Genomic DNA, 18725 nt, shown 5'->3' with positions numbered 1-18725 from the left:
GCGCTTCTGCTCTGGAAGGGCAGGAAGCTGGGCCATGCGACCGCGCAGACTTGCCGACGCCGAGGCGCGGGCAGAGTGTCCTACGCCCGCCGACCTCTCGACAACGGCACGACCGTTTATCCGTCGGGACGTAGCCCTTTCAGTACTATACGACCGTTGCGAACGGCGTTCCCGGCTTTGCCTAGCTTTTCGTGCCATACTAAGTCCCCTGTATTGTTTCGATAGAACCACAGCCGAGCAATCGGCGTATCCGAGAAGTACGCGTTAACGGTCGGACTGTAAACAGGGTCAGTGCCATGCGGCGGAGCCCTTTCGGGCTTTGGCACTCTACCGGCAAACCGCTCTTTTCCAAGATCGAGCGGCGTTTTGGCTGCTTCACGGTCTAGATAATAATCGACCAGTTCAGAGGACGGCCAACGGTCGTTGCCGTTCTTTTCTCGCCAAAGACGGACAAAGCTTTCGATGAAGTGAGCAGCACTAAACGACTGCTTCGGAAGCCGGAAAGTTTCCGGCAGCTTTGTCTTTTTGTTGATGACATCAGGGAAGCTATACGCCAGTTCTTTAGGCGATAGACCAGCATCAACATATTTCGCGGCCAACATTTCAAAGTATTTTGCGCCGAGGGCAGGGCGCTTTGAGAGCGCAAATTTGGCCTGCTTTTCTAGCGCGCCTTTATCCTTCTGCACATACTTGACGCAATAGCGGATAGCTTGTGTGGATATTTCTTCCCACTGGCTAAAGCCATGTGGCCACATTTTATGGGTGATACGCTTGTTAAGCTCTACTTGCGGCACCTTGCCGCTTTCATAAAACAGGAGCACGTGCCAGTGCGCGCGGCCCTTTTCGGAGCCGTATTCGCCTACGGCGAGGTAGCGCACCTTGGCCTTACGTCGGACCTCGACCAGCCAACGTTGCACATGCTCATAAGTCAGGAACTGCGCTGCAGGGTGATCACCGCCGCCATAGGTCAGGGTGACGAACCGGCTTGCATCGGCAGTTCGACTTTCGGCAATGCAGCGACCAACCCAGTCTTGGGATTTTTGCTTGAGGCATTGCCAACATTTACGACACCCCAATTCGGTGCCGTCGTCCAGGCGGATCGGAGAGCCGCACATTACCGACCACCCGCATTAGGGTGTTGAGTAACTGCATTAGACGACAAGATGCATGTGGGCGCGCGCGAATATGAAATTCGCGCGCCGCCGTCAACCCCCGCAATCCCCCTGCCTACAGCCCACTTTGAATGGAGCGGCAGGGGGATTGCTAGCGTTACAGCTAACGGGTATACGGGAGGCACCGGCAAAGGAGGCCGTGCCATATGAAAATCAAACTGTTCCCTCTGTGCAGGGTGTGCGGCCATCGCCGCACGGTGAACCTTAAAACGCGCAAGTGCAGTGAATGCACTAAGCCGCGTTACAACCAACGCCGGGGTTAATGGAGTCTTAAACAAGTGATCACACCTCAGACAACGAGCAACATCGACACGCTGTTTTGCAAGCAGTGTGAACAGACCAAACCGAGGCCGCGCGGGTGGCGCAGCACGAAGTGCGAGGCCTGCTATAGGGCGACGAAAACCGCCCAAAACCGCTTGAGACAACAACGGTTTAGAGACAACAAGGCGCAGGCGAACAGGGTGCACGTTTTCGGTTACGTGCACCGCCACCAGCTTGCGGAGTTGATGATTTTGATTAAGGCGCTCGAGGCGGACCCTGACCTTCAGGCAGGACCCGCCAAGAGCGAACGCACAGGACGCTTACGCGGCGTTCGGAACTAACAGACGCCAGCCGCGCACTTGCCAGTGTGCCGGGTCGTAAAACTCCCAGTCGCCGCCCCAGTCGATTTTCATCCGACCACGAGCGGCGACGCTTTTTCCGATATGCCCAATCAGCGTCCATTGCTGGCGCGACAGGTCCCACCCAAGCTTGGAGTGGACCAGATCAAAGGCCATCCCATATTGATGCGGCGACTTGCCGCCGACAGCCTTTGTTGTACCGAGCGCCAGCAATTCGTCCTGACGGTCTTTAGACCGCACGAACTCAGCGGCGAACATAGGGACGCCGAGCGCCCGTAACTGGCGCTGGAAGGCATCGTAGAAGCCAAGCAGCTGCGTGTTCACCCCGTCCCGATCCGCCCGCATTTGCTGCGCGGCGTATCGTTCGCCCATCAGATAGGCGCGATCACGGACGGAGTTGAGCGCTTCCCGGTAGCCACCGGCAACAATGGCCGTTTCCGGGATAGGCAGTTGGTCAGGGAAGGCGAGCGCCAGCAAATCCGCTGGCGGCTGCATACCGCGCGCCACGTAGTTATCGACGGCCGCGCGAGCGGCGGAGGCCCGAAGGCCCCCGCCTTTGCCGTCGTCAAAGACAGCGTCACCCATCAAGGTTCTTTACCTTCGGTGACCGCTGCGACCGGCTTTCCGGCGCCACCGGCATCAGGTCCCCCGTCCCGTGGTGACCGCCCATCCGTCCCGGGTGCCGGCGACTGATTTGCGCCGGCTTGTGGGTCAGACTGTTTCGCACGTTGCGCAACCGTTCGCTGATGAACTCCTTCGCCTGATCCACCGGCTTTTTCGAGGGCACTGGCATTCCCGTTCCTTTCCTCCATAGCCACCAGACGACGCTGGAATTCCTCATCCATCGCCGCCATTCGCGCGTTGATATTTTGGTTCATCAAGAATTCCATCCACTCGACTTCGGGGTTTCGTTCCCGACGCTGAGCGATGGTCGTGAAGGTTTCTTCCTCGACATTTTCGAAGGCCACAGCCTCGATTTCCGGCGTGAAGTAGGCCAGAGGCCCCGTGCTGGACAGCACGAGCGAGCAGCCGCCCGAAAGGAACTCGACCGCCGACAGCCCGACCGGCAGAACGGTCATGAACTCATCAACGATTTCGCCGAACTCGTTTGTGTGCAGATAGACATGCACAGGAGCCGAGGCGCGAACGTCCAGGCGGATCGAGCGGACCTTGTGATGACCAAAGGCAATTGCCTTTTCGTCATGAGCGCGCCAGCGCGACAGGTCACCAAGCTTTTGAATTTCCATTGGGATTTCCTTTTCATGAAAAGAGGGAAGGGGAGGGAGCTTGCGCCCCCTCGATTAGTCGCCCGGAGGATTGTTCGCCGGAATGTCGTCGGCCACGGTCGCGGTTTTGTCGATACGCGCCTGCGGTGCATGCAGAAGGACTTGCGCATAGTCGTCGACGCTTTCGCGCAGGGTCGGACCCATCACGGTGTTGCCCTCGATCAGCAGATCACCCTGCGAAACGCATTCGAAAGGGTCCTGATTGGTGACGACGAAAACCGACGTGTTCATATTGGTGCACAGGTAGAAATCCGTGCCCAACGTCGGGTTGACCGTCTCAACCGCCCAAAGCCGTTGCCGGTCCTCATCAAACGGATCAGTAGGACCGGGACGGTAGAACTTGCCGCCGATGCGCGGCGTATTGACGTTCCAGCGGTAGTTGAGCGGCGCATAGCCGAAGACGCCCGTCGGCGTAGCATGCTGGACATCCATATAGCGGTTGGGCACCGCCTCGACCTTTTCAGGGTCCAGCGTGTCACGCAGATAGTGCGGGAAATTCGCCCCGGTATTGGGGAGCGCACCCGGCACCACCGGATAATGGTAGAGCGGATCGGCCTGACGCTCGAACAACTGTTCCGGCGTGATTTCCGCGACGACCATGATAATGCCGCCTGTCGCAATGCGCGGCGTTTGCACCGACATTTCGACTTGCGTGGCACCGTTGACGACGCTTTCGGTCAGGTTGGCGGCATCCGACGCATAGCGCTTGGACATGCCGAAGATGGTGGTTTCCTCGGCCAACAAGATCGGCTGACGCAACGCCTGTTCCGGAATGGTGAGACCATCCATCAGCATATTGATCAGGTAATCGTCATCGATTTCGTTGTAGCGCGTCCGAAGCTGCGCAAAGGCCGCCGTCTTTTTCGCCATTTCGATGTTGGAGAGCGACACGGTAATGCCGTTCGCCGCCATTTCGGCGTAGACGTCGAGAACCGCCGTACCAGCCACGCCAGTTGTGGTCTTGAGCCACGGTCCGCCGCTTTCGGTCGGACGGGCGAACGGATAGGTCACCGCCGTTCCGGCCGACGTTTCCTTGACGGCGACGTTGGCAGTCGGGTTGCCTGCGAAGCCCGCCGCAGCAACGCCGATACCCTTCACAGGGAGTTTCGCGTTGACGACGTTCAGCGCGACATTGCCGTCCACAAGCGCCTGATCGAAGTTCGGGACAATGTGGCGGAACTGTTCATGACGCCAGAAGGCCGGAGCCAAGTTCTTATCCGTCACCGCGCGCAAGGTAAGCGCCGGGGAGCGGTTTTTGGCCCGGAAATTCCAGATTTCGTTATAGGCTTCATGATAGGCCGTGACGACGCTGTCGCCGGTCTTGGCGTGAAGGCCGAGGTACACCTTGATGTCATCCGGCGTTGCCGAATTGAAGGTTTCGCGCTGGACGAAATTCTTCACAGGACCGCCGGTGTACTGTTCGACGCCTTCATAAGCACGGTTTACGGCATCGACGCTATCGAAGCGCGTGAACGCCGACCACGGCACCAGATACGCCTTCACAGAGACGTAAACGGCGTTCATCAGGATTTCCGCCGTTTCCATCATTTCGAACGAGAAGCGCATGCGACCAGACCGCACGGCATCTTCGCGGAGCAGCGGCATAGCCGCTATCGGCACCATCTTGCCCGCAGGCAGAGAGGTGATACCGCGCGCGGTATGGATACGGTGCGACCGATCGACGACGATTGGCTGTGTAGCCATGCGGGAGATTGTCGTGTAGTCGCCCTGGAGCATCCGGGGACTACCGCCTTTTGAGCGAGCCATTCTTTCTTCCTTTCAGTTTGGTGATGACGCGCCGCAGCGCGCCGGACAGGACTTTGCGACGACGTGCGCAGGACGCGCACGCCATTAGTAGGAAGGCCCGGAAAGGGGCATCCCGAAGGGCGATTGATAGAGTTGAACGCCACGGCTTGCCGCCGACCCGCGAACGCGTTTCGGCTTGTAGGAGCCCTTACGGAGACGCGCGACGCGCTCCGCGATCATGCGATCACCCGCAGAAGCGTAGTGATCCAGATTGTACATGAGGTCCCGAGTGAACGCGAAACCCGCAGCTATCGTGCCGGGGATTTCGGTATCGCCGTAGCTATCCTCAAACGCGGCCTGATCCGGCCTTGTTGGGTCCTGGCGGAGCCAACCGTTGGTGAAGCTATCGAGCCACGGGGTTCGGGTAAGCTTCCCGTCCTCCAAAGGCGGAGGAGTGAAGGAGGACAGGGCGGCATTACCCTTGGAGGTAGCGCCGCCCCCAGACATCGAGCCCTCGGAAGGGCCATAGATCGGGTTCCCGGTTAGCTGACCGAGAACGGTTACCGGCGGTTGTTTTGCGCCCCATCCCCCAGATAGGGAAGCCGGGGCATTCCGAACACCAGCGCCGGAAGCAACAGCCCCGTGCCGACTAGGAACAGTGTGTAGAAGATTTCCGGTTTCCGCGTTGAGGTTTGCGATTTGTGCGTCAAGCAACCTACTCCTTTGCGACCGTTCAGCGTCTTCGAACGGGTTGAAGTTGGTGAGCCAATCACCAACGCGTGATAACGCGCCGCCGACAGGATTACCCGGAGTGGTGGTAGAGGTAAAGCCCGCCGATCCGCCGTTGCGGATTGCGGTTAGCGGGTTGAAGCCAGCGGCTTCGGCGTCACGCACCATGCGCTTGTAATCGACATGGGACGTTGTTTCCTGATCACCGGAGCCAAAGAGGCCCGAGAGCAGGGAGCCGCCGAGGCCCAAGAGGGCTTCGATGAATTAGGCCGCCTCCTGTTTGTCGATGCCGACAAGGTGGAGCGCCTTACTGGTGATTATGTCACAACCAACCAGAAGAAGAGCCAAGACGCCGTTTGCGAACTGATCCGCAAGAGTGCCGTCAAGGCCCTTGGACACGAGATACGCTGCAAGGGCCGTACCGGCCCGCGAGGCGAGAGGTACGACGATTGAGCGGAGGATGACATTTTTCAATACAAGCTCCCGTTTTCATTTGAGGTTCGAAATCGGTTCGCTTGGTTTCGAGCGTTACGCTAAGTCGCATAAGATAGATTATGGAACTGACACATCCACCACGAAGCTGGTTTTGCTACGGTTCTCCTGGGCTTCTCGTGCGTGCTTCAAAGGCGTCAACGCGGTCCTTGATGTGTTCGTGAATCCTTGTAGCCGCCTCCGCCGCGCAGATCGCTGTTACGTCGATCGTCAGGCTGTTCGGGTGCTTCGGGTCAAGGACAGCGACTGTTCGGCTGCGGTGGCGCGCGACTTCCGGATCGATCGACTTGAGACGGTCACGTCGCGTTGGCGACATCACGCGACGTACCAGTTCGGCCTCTTCGCAAAGCAAGCGCACAGGCACGAAGTGAGCGCCTCGTCGATCCGACGCATCTTTCATCTGCTGGTAGGACGCCAGGCTTCTCGTGTCTCCTTGGATGCCGGAGTTCGTGAAGATGAAGTTGGCGGCGGGAGGACAAAGTGTTGCGACGGTGTCCAAGACAGCCTGGCGGACCTTGGCGGTCTGCTCCCAGACGGCATCAGGCAAAGTGCGACGACCGTCATCGGCAAGCAGTGCCAATATAGGATTGTTGATCCAGTGATTGTCGATGACCTGGCCGGAAAGTGCCGTGCCGAGTTCCCGTGCGATCGTCAGCTTGCCGACGCCAGGGAAACCGAGCAGCAGAACAAACACATTCTGAACCATCGATCAGTTTCCGAAGCACCAAAGAGAATCGGATTGACGACTAAGCGCCAAAGTGAACAGGCGTCTCTATCGCTCTGACTCAAAAGGAATTTCGATCATCATGCCGTCATAGGCCGGCACCACGTGGTCCGGCGTCTCGGCCATCACGGCGGCATAGTCCAGCGGCACATGCATATGCGTCAGCACCGCGTTTTTCGGCGAGAGCTTCTCGATCCAGCCCAGTGCCTCGGCAAGCGACAGATGGCTTGGATGGCTGTTGTACTGCAGCGCGTCGATCACCAGCACGTCAAGGCCTTCAAGCCTTCCTGCTGTGGCAGCTGGAAAGTCGCTGATATCGGGGCAATAGGCGAGCTCGCCCACGCGGAAACCGAGCGAAATGATGTCGCCATGGATCTGCGGCAGCGGCTCAAGGGTGAGGGGACCCCCCTCGCCTTCGATCACCACCGGCCGGGCATGGTCTATGAGATGCGGCCTGACGATCGGTGGATAGGAACTGCCCGGGGGCGTCTCGAAGCAGTAGCCGAACGCCTGGCGCAGCCGCAGCATGGTCGGCTGGTCGGCATGGATATCGATACGACGGCGTTGCTCGAGCACGAAGCCGCGCAGATCGTCGATGCCGTGAATGTGGTCGGCATGCGGATGGGTATAGACCACCGCGTCGATGTGCTTGACCGAGGCGAGCAGCATCTGGGCGCGGAAATCCGGTCCGGTGTCGATGACGACGGTGGTGCGGCTGCCATTCCCTGCGATCCGCTCGACAAGAGCAGCCGTGCGCATGCGGCGGTTCTTCGGATTGGCCGGATCGCAATTGCCCCAGTCGCCGGTGATGCGCGGCGTACCGGGCGACGAGCCGCAGCCGAGAATGGTGAGGCGCAGCTGGTCGCCCATGTCAGGCCGCCGTCACGTCCGGTCGCGGCATCTTGGTAAACAGCCGGAAGACATTCTCGGTGGTGATGTCGGCGATCTCCGCCTCGCTGACGCCGATGGTCTCGGCCAGCACCTTCGCGGTATTCGCGACATAGGCGGGCTCATTGCGTTTTCCCCGATGCGGGATTGGCGCAAGATAAGGCGCGTCGGTCTCGACCAGCAGCCGTTCGCGCGGCACATCTGCGGCAATCGCGCGCAATTCGGTCGAGTTCTTGAAGGTCAGGATGCCTGAGAAGGAGACATAGCCGCCCAGCGCCACGCCGACTTCCGCCAGCCGACGCCCGGACGAAAAACAATGCAGGATGAAGGGGAAAGCGCCCTTCCCTGTCTCCTCCTCGAGAATCGCCGCCATGTCGCCGTCGGCGTCGCGCGAATGGATGACCAGCGGCAGGCCGGTCCGGCGCGCGGCGGCGATGTGAGTGCGGAAGCCTTGCGCCTGTGCCTCGCGCGGCGCGCGGTCGTAGAAATAGTCCAGGCCGGCTTCGCCGATCGCCACCACCTTGGGATGGTCGGAAAGCCGTACCAGCTCCTCTGCGGTCACATCGAGCTCTTCCGCCGCATTGTGCGGATGAGTACCAACTGAGCAATAGACCTCACTAAAAGCTCCAGCAATTTCAAGGATTTGCTGAAAACGCTTCACGCGCGTTGAGATCGTCACCATGCGGCCGATCCCGGCTGCGAGAGCGCGGGCGACGATAGCCGCCCGCTCCTCGGCAAAATCCGGAAAATCGAGATGGCAGTGACTGTCGACAAGCATCAGGCTTTGGTGTCCTGCTCGACGTAGCGGGGAAACACGCCCTCAGGCACCGGCAGCGCCGTGCCGGGCACCAGCGCATGGTCTGCGTGGACATGCGCGAAATTGCGCTTGTCCGCCGGCACCGCCAGCAGGTCGAGCAGCCTAGCCGCCGATCCGGGAATGAAGGGCTGGCAAAGCACCGTCACGCGCCGGACAAGCTCGGCCGTCGTCCACAGCACCGTCTCCATGCGCTCCGGATCGGTTTTGCGCAGCGCCCAGGGCTCCTGCGACGCGAAGTAGCGGTCGGCGTCGGCCACCACGCCGAAGATCGCCGCCAGCGCCAGATGGATGCCCTGCTCCGCGATGGCTCTGCGCGCTACCGCAAGCGCCTCCACCGCCTGGTCGAGGATCGCCGCGTCGGCTTCGGTGAGCTCGCCGCGCTTCGGCACCGCCCCGCCGCAGTTCTTGGCGATCATCGACAGCGAGCGCTGCGCCAGATTGCCGAGGCCGTTGGCGAGATCGGCATTGGTGCGGTTGACGATCGCTTCGTGACTGTAGCTGCCGTCCTGCCCGAACGGCACCTCGCGCAGGAAGAAATAGCGTACCTGGTCGAGGCCGTAATGCTCGATCATGGCGAACGGATCGACGACATTGCCGACCGATTTGGACATCTTCTCGCCGCGGTTGAACAGGAAGCCGTGGGCGAAGACGCGCTTCGGCAATTCTATGCCGGCCGACATCAGGAAGGCCGGCCAGTAGACCGCGTGGAAGCGCACGATGTCCTTGCCGATGATATGCGTCGCCGGCCAGTAGTGCCATTGCTCGGATTTGGTGTCGGGATAGCCAGCGGCCGTGATGTAGTTGGTCAATGCGTCGACCCAGACATACATCACATGCTTGTCGTTGCCCGGTACAGGCACGCCCCATTTGAACGTGGTGCGCGAGATCGACAGGTCCTTCAAGCCGGACTTGACGAAGCTGATCACTTCGTTACGGCGCTCCGCTGGACCGATGAAGTCTGGCCGGCTCTCATAAAGTGCCAGCAATTTGTCCTGATAGGCGGATAGCCGGAAGAAATAGCTTTCCTCCTCGTTCCATTCAACCGGCGAGCCAAGCGGCTCGCGGCGTACGCCGTCGTCGCCGAGCGTGGTTTCGCTTTCGTCGAAATAGGCTTCCTGGCGGACCGAATACCAGCCGCTGTAGCGATCAAGATAGATGTCGCCATTGGCGGCCATCGCCTTCCAGATCGCTTGGCAGGATGCGTAGTGACGTTGTTCGGTCGTGCGGATGAATTCGTCGTTTGAGCCCCCGACTGTCTCGGTCATCGAGCGGAAGATTGCCGAATTGCGGTCGGCGAGCGTTATCGGCGCGATGCCTTCCTTCTCGGCTGTCTGCTGCATCTTGAGGCCATGCTCGTCGGTGCCCGTGAGGAAGAACACTTCCTTGCCGTCGAGACGCTGGAAGCGGGCCAGCGCGTCGCTGGCGATGACCGTATAGGCGTGGCCGATATGTGGCTTGCCATTCGGATAGAAAATCGGCGTGGTCAGGTAGGATTTTTCGCGTGACATGAATGAACCGTCATGAAGGTCTGAATGTGAGTTGTGGCGGTGGATAAACTATCGGCATGGCGATTGCCATCCCGATGCATGCCGCCCAAAAGTGGTGCCCGGTTTTGGGGCAGCGGCATGCACCAAGAAAACCGTCACATTCGCATCACAGAATTCAGGCGGTCGATCATGGTCAGGGCGTGCTGCTTCTTGTCGAGATTGTAGGTCTCTGCCTCAGATATCGTGTTCACGGCCTCGTGCCAAGCGTCGGACAGCGTTTTGGCCCTGGCGAGGTTGCCGGTCAAAGCCGCTTCGCTGGCGGCGGCCGACAGCAGATCGAGCGCGCGGCGGTTGAAGATATCGAACTGGATCGCCTGGTCGCGGCCGGCAACGGCTTCGGCAAGCCGGTGGGCAGCGGCAATGTCCGGCTTTTGCGCCGCCACCAGCGCGTCGAGCGCGCCGGCGATTTCCAGCCCGCCATACTGGGTAAGCAGGATCGCGTTGCGCGCGCTGCCCCCTGCCCGCTCGGCCAAAGCGGCGCGCGCCGCCGGATCGACCGGCGGCGGCGGCTCGATGCCTTCCAGCACAGCCATCAATTCGTCCGGCGCAAGCGGCGTCAGCCGCACCATCTGACACCGCGACCGGATCGTCGGCAACAGACTGCCCGGCGCATGGACGATGAGGATGAACAGGGTGCGCGCCGGAGGCTCCTCAAGATTCTTGAGCAAGGCATTGGCGGCATTGGTGTTCATGTCGTCGGCCGGATCGACGATGACGACGCGGTAGCTGCCGTCATGCGAGGTCATCGACAGGAAGCGGCTGACCTTGCGTATCTCGTCGACGGTTAGCACCGTCTTGAAGCTTTTGGTCTTGTCGTTGGCCGGACGGGTGAGATGCAGCACCGAAGGATGCGCGCCGGTAGCGATCTGGCGAAACAGCGACGAGGCCGGATCTGGAACGGCCAGCGCTTCGGGCGCAGCCGCAAAATTGGGATGTCTGAGAAGGTGGTGCGCCAGGTGGAAGGCAAGTGTGGCCTTGCCGATGCCGTGCGGCCCGGCGAGGATCAGCGCATGCGGCAGCTTGCCGGCGCGGTAAGCGGTGGCAAGCATGCCCGCCGTCTGCGCGTGGCCGATCAGTCGCGACGTTTCCGACGGCTCGGGAACGCCGTCAAGCGTGTCGTGCTGTTCGGGGGCGATGCGTTCGAAGATCATGCCGGCGCCGTCTGCTTCCTTTGCACCGGCATCCGCTTTTCCAGCACCGCGAACACGGCCGCGGTGACGACGTTTTCCACCGTTTCGGGATCGGCCGACGCATCGATCACAATGCAGCGGTCCGGCTCCGCCTCGGCGATCGCCAGGAAAGCCTCCCGCCGGCGCTGGTGGATGGCCAAAGTCTCCTTCTCGAAGCGATCGGCGCTGTCGCCGGCGCCGCGCCGTGCCGCCGCGCGCTTGAGACCTTCAGCTGGATCGATGTCGAAGATCAGCGTCATGTCGGGGACCATGCCATTGATGGCGACCGCCTCTAGCGCTTCCATGAAATCCGGATCGAGCCCGCCGGTGACGCCCTGATAGACGCGCGAGGAATCGATGAAACGGTCGCAAAGCACGATCATGCCGCGCTCGACCGCCGGCCGGATCACCTGCTCGACATGGTCGGAGCGTGCGGCGGCGAAGAGGATCGCCTCCATCTTCGGGCCGAAGGGCTCGGCGGCGCCGGACAGAAGCACATGTCTCACCGCCTCGGCACCCGGCGAGCCGCCTGGCTCGCGTGTCACCAGGACGTCGTATTTCTTGGCGCGCATGCGCCGTGCCAGCCGCTCGATCTGCGTCGACTTGCCGGCTCCTTCGCCGCCTTCGAAGGTGATGAAAAATCCGCTCGCCAATCGTGAATGCCTTCGCCCGTGCTGGCCGCTGTCATAGCTCCCGTCCGGCAAAAGGTCCACGAGCCTGCCCGATCACAAATGTTTCTGACGCAGCCAGCCGACAGCCAGTTCCTTGGCGGCGTCAAGCGCACGCTGCGGCAACGTCCCAACCTTCACCGCCTCGGCGGCGAAAAGCGGCGTTCGCTGGCTGAGCGTGTCCCCTATCCAAACGCGCAGCTCCCCGACCGGTTGCCCCTCCTCCACCGGCGCCGCCACCGGGCCGTCATAGACAATCCTGGCGGTCAGCTTGTCGCGGTTGGTTATCGGCAGAAAGATGTCCACCGGGCCCTTGGCTTTCAAGGCCACGCCTGATTGGGCGCCGCCGAAGACTTCGGCTTCGCCGACGACCTCGTCCTTGGCGAAGATCTCCGTCTTCTGGAAGGAGCGCGACCCCCAGTCTAGCAGCTTGCGCGCCTCCTCGGAGCGTTCCCGGTCGCTCGCCAGACCGCTCAGCGCCGCGATCACCCGAATGCCGTTGTGGCTGACCGTGCCGACAATGCCGAAGCCTGCGGACTCGCTCGCCCCCGCCACGAAGCCGTCGGCATTGATGCCCATGGCCAAAAGCGGATTGCGGTTCCGCTGGGAGATCTTGTTCCAGGTGAAGTCGGGCTGGCCGTAGTAGTGGAAGAACTCGGGATAGTCGCGCCAGATGTGCAGTGCCAGCATCGTGAGCTCCCGCACTGTCGTCTGCTGGCCATCTGCCGGCAGCCCGGTCGAATTGACGAAGGTCGATTTCGAGAGACCAAGCTCGCGGGCACGCTCCGTCATCTGCGCGGCGAAATTCGCCTCCGAGCCTGCCATGCCTTCGGCAAGCACGATGCAGCCGTCATTGGCGGCCTGCACGGTCACGCCCTGGATCAGATCCTCGACACGGACCGCCGATTTGAGCTTGGCAAACATCGTCGAGGTGCCCGACGGCGCGCCGCCGGTGCGCCAGGCGTTTTCGCTGACCACGAAAGTATCGTCGAGCGTGATCCGCTTCGATTTGATGGCGTTGAAGACCACCTCCATCGTCATCAGCTTGGCCATCGAAGCCGGCGGGATCGGCTTGTCGGCATCCTTGGCGAAAAGCACCGTGCCGGTATCGGCGTCGATCATGAAGGCCTGGGCCGCCTTGGTCTCGAAAAGCTGCGCGCCGGCCGGGGCTGCCCAAAGCAGTATCAGCGCCAGGCCTAGTAATCCGGCGAAAGGCTGAACGATGCGGAACTGCATGAAATATCGACCCACTTAGCCGTGCTGGCGTCGACAAGCTATCAGGGTTCTTTCCGCTGGATCAACGGCGGGCGCGAAATTGATCAGTTTCGCACAACCAATGCGTCCGGCGCGCCGTGCGACCAGGCCGCCTGCAGCAGGTCGTCGATGCTGCCATGGCCATCCGGATAGACGTTGACCGCGTACCAGTCGTTGCCGTCGAGCTCGGTGCGCTGGATTTCAGTCCTGCCAAACGGCTCGAGCGCCGCCGCCACGCGGTTTGCCTGCGCCGCATTGTCAAAGGAGCCGGCGGCCACATAATCGGAGGCCGGCGTCTGTTCCTGGCCGTTCGACTTCTTCCACGACTGCAGGATGTCGGCCGGCGACATGCCGCTGCCGTCGAGGGCGGCAAAGACGTCGGCGCTATTGACGCGCTCATCCGCGTAGGACAGCGACGCCATGGCAAAGGGCGAGTTCGGCGGCAGCCTGAACTGCGGCCGCTCCGGCACAATCGGCCCGAAATCCGGCAGCACGACTTCGCTGGCGCCCTGCGCCTGCCCTGACATCGCCGGTTGCGCGGCAGGCTGCTCCGACAGACCCGACTGCGTGGCAAAAGCCTGCCCAGAACTGGTCAGCTGGCCGGGGAACGGCACGGCCGCTGGAGGTGCATCGCTCATCGACAGGCTGGGCGACGGGCCGTTCATGGCCTCCATCACGCCCGTCGGCAGGCCGTCGGACGGATCGGGCCGGCTGCTGCCGGGACGGTAGGAAGCCATCAGATACTGGTCGTCATTGCCGTCGAGAGGCGCCCGACCGACATATTCGACCTTCACCCTTGCCGTGCCGACCTTGCCATAGTCGAGCATTTGCGCGGCACGTTCCGAGACGTCGATGATGCGGCCCTCATGATATGGGCCGCGGTCGTTGACGCGGACGATAATCGAACTGCCGGTCTCGAGATTGGTGACGCGGGCATAGCTCGGCAGCGGCATTGTCGGGTGCGCCGCCGTCAGTTGCATCGTGTCATAGACTTCGCCGTTGGCGGTCAGCCGGCCGTGGAAGGCATCGCCATACCAGGAAGCCAGGCCAACCTTGGCATATCTCTTATCCTCCTTGGGATAGTACCACTTGCCGCGCACCTGGTACGGCTTGCCGAGTTGGTCGCGGCCGCCGCCGCGCATGAAGGCAACGCGCGGGCTCGCCTTCACGCCATATTCGGATTCGGCGAAATACTCCTTGGAACGCGGCCGCTTGTCGACCATGCCTTTCGGTTGCGGCGTCGACGTACAGCCGGCAAGCAGCGCCACCGAGAGGGCGCACAGCACGAAGGCAGGAGCGCGACGAAGACGCGGGCGCGCCGAAGTCTGCATGTTTTCGATTGTCCCCTACAGTCTCGCCGCCATCAATCGGAGCCAAGCGCCCCCGAATGCAGCAACACCTTGATCCCCAATATCTTTGTGCACAGGAAATGTTTATTACGATGTTAATCGATTACGGCCGGAACCGGGCGAGATTATGGCGGGGAGAAAACTGCCGGCGAGGATGAGCCTTGCGTTGACGAGCGCCGGATGGAGGGGCAGCTTTTTGGAGGGGGACTTCCATTTCCAACCGGCGCTCACAGCGCTGGAATTGCCCGCGCCAACCAGGAGTTTAGCATGGGCGTCTGCAAGGCCTGCCTAGATCGAACGGATGAACTCGGTTCATCCCATATGAGCAGTGGTTTCACTGATCAGTTGGGAGACGCTTTCGCGCCTAGCCGGAGGCGTTGCCGTCGGACTGGACAAGAAGACGCCCACCACGTTTTCCGTAGCGGGCGCTAGTTCGGGAGGAAGTGAGAGACGCTTGCGGTCTGGGTCGTCCCCTTGCCCGCTAAGGACGGTACGCCTCGTTTGGCTGGATAATAAGCGCGCTAAGGTTGAGCCGCCGCATATTCTGGTTGCGTGACATTTTCGCCACAGACATAAAAGCGCCCGGCAACCAGGCAGCCGGGCAATGCATCGTCTGTCCCGACCGCAGGAAGGCACGTCGCGGTGGTTGACGCAGCCCTGACCGCCGCATTACAGCAATGAAGCGCTAACCGGTCGCAAATGCCTCGGCGTCAATTTTGCGCCGACCATTGAAAATTGACCGATAGCGACGATCGTAAGTGGTTGAATGAGTATGATGGAGGGATGGCCGAGCGGTTTAAGGCACCGGTCTTGAAAACCGGCGTGGGCGCAAGCTCACCGTGGGTTCGAATCCCACTCCCTCCGCCACAATTCCCAACCAAATCGGTATATCATCTCCTACATGGCGACCGTTTCGCTGTAGATGGCCATCTGTCCCAATCGTGCTTTATTGGTTCCGGCGAGCCTTGGTTGCGTCCCGTACCCACTCGATTGTCCTGCCAGATTCAGTCGACGGAACGAGACGCCTGTTTTCGCGTTGTGCGCCATGTCTCTCGAAGACCACATCAGTATGGCGCAGCGTCATGTTCGACATGGCGAGCGGCACATCGCGCGTCAGCACGAGCGGATTGCCCGCTTGAGAACCAACAGGCTGCCGACAGTGGATGCGTTGAGGTTCCTGAGCCTGTTGGAAGAGGTTCATGCTTTGCAGCGGGAGCACCTGTCCCGACTGCTGTCGAAATCGGTCGGATCCAAAGCAGTCTCGGAGCTTTCGGCGAAGACGCAGGTGGCAAAGGGCGGGAGAGACGCGATTTCCATTCCGGACCCCATCGTCCGGCTCGCGCTGGAGCTCGAACAAGAGCTTAACAACGTCAAATTGAAGTGGCTGACCGCCAAGCCTCCGAAGGGCAAGCTTCACTAGCTGGCTACGGCAGGTTGGCGGCTCTGCCGCATCCTTTCGTGCGCTGAGGCCCCTTTAGGCTGCTTTGGCATCATCTTCTTGATATGTACCGGCCATATCAGCACAAGCGTATATTTATCGGCAGCCGGTGCTGTGTCTCGCCCCCGAGCCCACCCGTCAGGCCCGGCGTTTGCTGGCCTACCCCGCCAGCCTGCTGGGCCGCCCCGCGTCAGGGCACATGGCGTCCAAGGTTTCTTGTCCGGACCGATCTCAGGAGCGCACCAGACTCATGACCTCACGGGTCGGCGGCTTGCGCCCCTCAGCCGCACGTTGCCGGGCGGGGGCGGACACACCGCTGGCGGACAGCCGACACAAAGCGGCGGTACGCCGGCAAAATTCTATTAGCTTTAACTAATTGTAGACCCGCGCTGTCCTATTCTGGGACAGCGCGGGTAGCGCCCACTCCCGCGCCGGCGGCTCCGGCAGGCCCAGCACCCCCCGCCCTCTGTCGGGGCCGCCACCTGGCTTGTTTTATACCAGCAATGGTTGAATCAACCGTTACCACACGTGCCTACCAACGAGCTTTCGTGATCATTAAATTTTGATGGATCGGAGGAATTCCCATCTCACCAGAACTGATCTAGTCTTGCAGGTCGAAGAAATCGCGGGTGGCAACCTATGGAAGCGATGTTCGATGACCTTGCGGCTGCTGTCAGGCAGCCCCGAGCAGATATTTATACGGCTGTGCGCGCGTTCGCCCTGGACTTCGCCAGCAAGCTCTTTTTAGGAGTCGCCGTGGGGGTTGGCATCGGTATCGGGCTAGCTATCGCTCGCTAAGTCACCAGGAAAGTACCGGCGGCTGCGCAAGGTCCGCGTGGCTCGCCCTGCTATCCGCTTGCTGTAGCATACCGCGATTGGTGTAGGGTCACCCACTATATTGGCAATAGCCTCCAATCTGACGCGAACTTACCATTGGACGTTTTCGGGCGCCGTGGGGAGTTCCAATGCGCATGATTCTTGCTATGGCCGCGCTCACGGCCTGTTTCTCCGTATGGGATCATCTTGCAAACCACGGAACCTATAGCGCTACCCTGCAGCGAAACATTTTTGGTAAAGTGCTTTCGGGCTAACGGCCTTCCCACCGGGGCCGGTTTCCATCGTCAGGCACGTCGACACAGTTTTTATGTTCGCTTGCTCAGTTAAATGCTCTGCGCCCTTTCGCGTTAATCCAAGCAGCAGTCGGCCCGACAATTCCGCCGGAAGGTCGAAAAATACATCATAGACCATCCATTGGTCACACGGATCCGGTAAGCAGGTAAACCTCATCGCTGACGGTTCTTCGTTTTAGTATTCCAACGCAAATCTGTTCGGCGGCTGAGCCTGCGAAACCGGGCAGGATTGTGTTCCAGCACTTTCAAGGAACAATACTGCTGCCCGACGAGGAGAAAAAGAGGCTCTACAGTCCCTGCTGTATACGACCCAAGTCTGACAGGCTGCTTGACAGTTCTTCGGCAGCGGAGATCGTTTCATCGCGGAACCCCCGGAACAAAGGCAGTAGCCCAGTCGCCGAAGCCCGAGATTGGCCTGAGCCCAAAGGCTGGCCCGGCCGGCCCGGCACCCATGTCACAAGCGCGTGCGTTTGGTTGATTTCTCAGACAGAATATGCTGCTTGTCGCGCCCATGAAAAAGCTCTGCCTGATGGTTCTGGCGCCTCTGGCGCTGGCCTGGCCGGCCAAGGCGATGGACAACGCACTTCGTGCCGGCCTGCTGAAACTCGATCCGCAGACTCGTCTCGAACAGCGTTGCGACGCCGAGGTGCTCGACCGGATCAGCCACGACGATCGCAAATTCAAGGCCGACCGTGTGGTGGCCTATGCCTTCGCCACGCCCCAGATGAGCGCCGACGCGATCAGGAGCCCCGGCGCCGCCTTTCGCAGCAAGGGACAATGGTTCCGGCTGAAGTTCAAGTGCCAGACCGCGCCCGACCATATGCAGGTGCTGCAGTTGCTCTACAAGATCGGTGACGAGATCCCGGAAACCGACTGGGCAAAATACAACCTTTACGATTGACCGACTGCCGCGGTCGGCTGCGCGTAAGCCGGCCTTTCGAGTGCAAACTCATTTGAACCCAATGGAACCAGACGAGCGGCAACCGCTTGTTTCGTGAGTTCTCTTGACGTGCAGGAACCATGCACGTAGAGCAATTCCAGGAAAAACGCGCAGCCGTTTTTCCCGCCGGAATTGCGTGAAAACAAAGACTTAGAACGCGATCGCATCAATCGGTGAATCGCTCCGGCGTTAGAACACTCGAAGATCGACATTTCGCAAACAGGAAGGCTCCAGACGATGGATATTTTCAGCGCCGCAAGCCTGACTGCCCTTGTCCAGGTCATAGCGATCGACCTGGTGCTTGCGGGCGATAATGCCATCGTCATTGGACTGGCGGCCGCCGGCCTGCCGACGGAGCAGCGCAAAAAAGCCATTCTGATCGGCGTGGTGGCAGCGACGGTGCTGCGCATCCTGTTCGCGGCAGTTACCGTCAAGCTGCTTGCAATCGTCGGACTGTTGCTCGCCGGTGGCATCCTCCTGTTATGGGTATGCTGGAAGATGTATCGCGAGCTGCGCACCTCCCATGCCGACGAGCACGAGGCGACGGAGGCGCTCGCCAATTCCGATCTCGACAGCGACAAGGCGGTTGCCGGCAAGGCGCCGCGCAAGACGCTTGGCCAGGCGGCGCTGCAGATCGTCGTCGCAGACGTGTCGATGTCGCTGGACAACGTGCTGGCCGTCGCCGGCGCCGCGCGTGATCATTTCTGGGTGCTGATCGTCGGCCTCGTGCTGTCGATCGGCTTGATGGGCCTTGCC

17 protein-coding genes and 1 tRNA gene are annotated in these 18725 nt (G+C 60.8%); 4 read left to right on the top strand and 14 right to left on the bottom strand.

What is annotated here, in order from left to right:
- Positions 1-116 precede the first annotated feature (116 nt).
- The 14 genes from EOA32_RS08765 to EOA32_RS08700 form a co-directional block, all read right to left on the bottom strand.
- Positions 117-1115, bottom strand: a complete 999-nt coding sequence (locus EOA32_RS08765; protein WP_128371509.1) for a hypothetical protein — start codon at positions 1113-1115, stop codon at positions 117-119.
- A 638-nt stretch (positions 1116-1753) separates the two neighbouring features.
- Positions 1754-2377, bottom strand: a complete 624-nt coding sequence (locus EOA32_RS08760) for a M15 family metallopeptidase (RefSeq protein ID WP_128371508.1) — start codon at positions 2375-2377, stop codon at positions 1754-1756.
- Entirely contained in the window at positions 2377-3039 is a 663-nt protein-coding gene (locus tag EOA32_RS08755; RefSeq protein ID WP_128371507.1) for a hypothetical protein, read from the bottom strand. The genes EOA32_RS08760 and EOA32_RS08755 overlap by 1 nt, the downstream gene beginning before the upstream one ends.
- 54 nt (positions 3040-3093) lie before the next feature.
- Positions 3094-4845 carry a hypothetical protein gene (locus EOA32_RS08750; RefSeq protein WP_128371506.1) on the bottom strand — a complete coding sequence of 584 codons (1752 nt, stop codon included), beginning with the start codon at positions 4843-4845 and terminating at the stop codon, positions 3094-3096.
- An 84-nt stretch (positions 4846-4929) separates the two neighbouring features.
- Positions 4930-5802, bottom strand: a complete 873-nt coding sequence (locus tag EOA32_RS08745; RefSeq protein ID WP_128371505.1) for a hypothetical protein — start codon at positions 5800-5802, stop codon at positions 4930-4932.
- A gap of 15 nt (positions 5803-5817) precedes the next feature.
- Positions 5818-6027 (bottom strand): hypothetical protein, encoded by a 210-nt coding sequence (locus EOA32_RS08740; RefSeq protein WP_128371504.1) that lies wholly within the window; start codon positions 6025-6027, stop codon positions 5818-5820.
- Positions 6028-6142: 115 nt separating this feature from the next.
- Entirely contained in the window at positions 6143-6751 is a 609-nt protein-coding gene (locus EOA32_RS08735; protein ID WP_128371503.1) for a chloramphenicol phosphotransferase, read from the bottom strand.
- Positions 6752-6817: 66 nt separating this feature from the next.
- Complete coding sequence (locus EOA32_RS08730; RefSeq protein ID WP_128371502.1) at positions 6818-7639, bottom strand: MBL fold metallo-hydrolase; 822 nt, start codon at positions 7637-7639, stop codon at positions 6818-6820.
- Position 7640: 1 nt separating this feature from the next.
- Positions 7641-8435 carry a TatD family hydrolase gene (locus EOA32_RS08725; protein ID WP_128371501.1) on the bottom strand — a complete coding sequence of 265 codons (795 nt, stop codon included), beginning with the start codon at positions 8433-8435 and terminating at the stop codon, positions 7641-7643.
- Complete coding sequence (gene metG / locus EOA32_RS08720; RefSeq protein ID WP_128371500.1) at positions 8435-9982, bottom strand: methionine--tRNA ligase; 1548 nt, start codon at positions 9980-9982, stop codon at positions 8435-8437. The genes EOA32_RS08725 and metG overlap by 1 nt, the downstream gene beginning before the upstream one ends.
- A 134-nt stretch (positions 9983-10116) precedes the next feature.
- Positions 10117-11172 (bottom strand): DNA polymerase III subunit delta', encoded by a 1056-nt coding sequence (locus tag EOA32_RS08715; protein ID WP_128371499.1) that lies wholly within the window; start codon positions 11170-11172, stop codon positions 10117-10119.
- The gene (gene tmk, locus EOA32_RS08710; RefSeq protein ID WP_095777668.1) at positions 11169-11843 is read right to left on the bottom strand and encodes a dTMP kinase; all 675 of its coding nucleotides are present in this window, start codon (positions 11841-11843) and stop codon (positions 11169-11171) included. Before tmk ends, EOA32_RS08715 begins: the two co-directional genes overlap by 4 nt.
- A 72-nt stretch (positions 11844-11915) precedes the next feature.
- Positions 11916-13094 (bottom strand): D-alanyl-D-alanine carboxypeptidase family protein, encoded by a 1179-nt coding sequence (locus EOA32_RS08705; protein WP_128371498.1) that lies wholly within the window; start codon positions 13092-13094, stop codon positions 11916-11918.
- An 83-nt stretch (positions 13095-13177) separates the two neighbouring features.
- On the bottom strand, positions 13178-14443 hold the full coding sequence (locus EOA32_RS08700; RefSeq protein ID WP_128371497.1) for a septal ring lytic transglycosylase RlpA family protein: 1266 nt from the start codon (positions 14441-14443) through the stop codon (positions 13178-13180).
- 795 nt (positions 14444-15238) lie between these two features.
- Here EOA32_RS08700 and EOA32_RS08695 point away from each other — a divergent pair.
- The 4 genes from EOA32_RS08695 to EOA32_RS08680 form a co-directional block, all read left to right on the top strand.
- Positions 15239-15328 (top strand) — tRNA-Ser (locus EOA32_RS08695).
- 178 nt (positions 15329-15506) lie between these two features.
- Positions 15507-15881: a hypothetical protein gene (locus EOA32_RS08690; protein ID WP_128371496.1), complete on the top strand. Its 375-nt coding sequence runs from the start codon at positions 15507-15509 to the stop codon at positions 15879-15881.
- A 1641-nt stretch (positions 15882-17522) separates the two neighbouring features.
- Positions 17523-17930 carry a DUF930 domain-containing protein gene (locus tag EOA32_RS08685; RefSeq protein ID WP_066989790.1) on the top strand — a complete coding sequence of 136 codons (408 nt, stop codon included), beginning with the start codon at positions 17523-17525 and terminating at the stop codon, positions 17928-17930.
- A 276-nt stretch (positions 17931-18206) separates the two neighbouring features.
- The coding region (locus EOA32_RS08680) for a YjbE family putative metal transport protein (RefSeq protein ID WP_128371495.1) at positions 18207-18725 on the top strand (519 nt) is incomplete at its 3' end.

The sequence above is a fragment of the Mesorhizobium sp. M1A.F.Ca.ET.072.01.1.1 genome (assembly GCF_004023325.1).
Classification (GTDB): Bacteria; Pseudomonadota; Alphaproteobacteria; order Rhizobiales; family Rhizobiaceae; genus Mesorhizobium.
This window is presented reverse-complemented; position numbering and strand designations above follow the sequence as displayed.

Excerpts from the sequence above, each read along its gene's own strand:
- EOA32_RS08730 (WP_128371502.1), bottom strand. The coding sequence starts at position 7,639 with ATGGGCGACCAGCTGCGCCTCACCATTCTCGGCTGCGGCTCGTCGCCC.
- EOA32_RS08685 (WP_066989790.1), top strand. The coding sequence starts at position 17,523 with ATGCTGCTTGTCGCGCCCATGAAAAAGCTCTGCCTGATGGTTCTGGCG.
- EOA32_RS08750 (WP_128371506.1), bottom strand. The coding sequence starts at position 4,845 with ATGGCTCGCTCAAAAGGCGGTAGTCCCCGGATGCTCCAGGGCGACTAC.
- EOA32_RS08725 (WP_128371501.1), bottom strand. The coding sequence starts at position 8,435 with ATGCTTGTCGACAGTCACTGCCATCTCGATTTTCCGGATTTTGCCGAG.
- EOA32_RS08715 (WP_128371499.1), bottom strand. The coding sequence starts at position 11,172 with ATGATCTTCGAACGCATCGCCCCCGAACAGCACGACACGCTTGACGGC.
- EOA32_RS08690 (WP_128371496.1), top strand. The coding sequence starts at position 15,507 with ATGTCTCTCGAAGACCACATCAGTATGGCGCAGCGTCATGTTCGACAT.
- EOA32_RS08760 (WP_128371508.1), bottom strand. The coding sequence starts at position 2,377 with ATGGGTGACGCTGTCTTTGACGACGGCAAAGGCGGGGGCCTTCGGGCC.
- EOA32_RS08735 (WP_128371503.1), bottom strand. The coding sequence starts at position 6,751 with ATGGTTCAGAATGTGTTTGTTCTGCTGCTCGGTTTCCCTGGCGTCGGC.
- metG (WP_128371500.1), bottom strand. The coding sequence starts at position 9,982 with ATGTCACGCGAAAAATCCTACCTGACCACGCCGATTTTCTATCCGAAT.
- EOA32_RS08705 (WP_128371498.1), bottom strand. The coding sequence starts at position 13,094 with ATGCAGTTCCGCATCGTTCAGCCTTTCGCCGGATTACTAGGCCTGGCG.
- EOA32_RS08765 (WP_128371509.1), bottom strand. The coding sequence starts at position 1,115 with ATGTGCGGCTCTCCGATCCGCCTGGACGACGGCACCGAATTGGGGTGT.
- EOA32_RS08755 (WP_128371507.1), bottom strand. The coding sequence starts at position 3,039 with ATGGAAATTCAAAAGCTTGGTGACCTGTCGCGCTGGCGCGCTCATGAC.
- EOA32_RS08700 (WP_128371497.1), bottom strand. The coding sequence starts at position 14,443 with ATGCAGACTTCGGCGCGCCCGCGTCTTCGTCGCGCTCCTGCCTTCGTG.